Source organism: Desulfosporosinus metallidurans (genome assembly GCF_001936615.1).
GTDB classification, from domain to species: Bacteria; Bacillota; Desulfitobacteriia; order Desulfitobacteriales; family Desulfitobacteriaceae; genus Desulfosporosinus; species Desulfosporosinus metallidurans.
Genome location: NZ_MLBF01000211.1, coordinates 1 through 395 on the forward strand (window position 1 = coordinate 1; position 395 = coordinate 395).

General features: G+C 41.3%; 1 protein-coding gene. It reads right to left on the reverse strand.

The features are described 5' to 3' along the window. Nucleotides 1-395: IS1634 family transposase (locus DSOL_RS26425; RefSeq protein WP_139314654.1), on the reverse strand; the 395-nt coding region annotated here is incomplete at both ends.

Below are 395 nucleotides of genomic sequence, written 5' to 3' on the forward strand. Positions count from 1 at the left end.
GCCAACCTGACTTAATCGGCAATTACTCACCTGTCTTAGTAGTTCTTCAGACGATAGCTCAATTTCTGCTTTCCTGAGCATCATCTCCATAGAGTTTATAAGCAAGTAAGCCATGATGCAGATGGTTACATGGGCTTTCACTCGTTCTGGACGAGTCAAATAGATAGGGCGTAGGGCAAGTTGGGATTTCATCTCGCGAAAAGCTTCTTCAATCTTGTTTTTATCTCGATACTTTTGAACCACTTCTCCTTGGGGTATGGTCAAATCGTTTGTGATAAAGCAAGTTATTCCGTCTAATCGTCTTTTTTGCACTTCCTTGTCCTTATCAATCGCAGCCGATAATTGAAACGATTGAATAATTCGTGTCGTTCCGTTGCTTTTAGTCACTGTCAGTT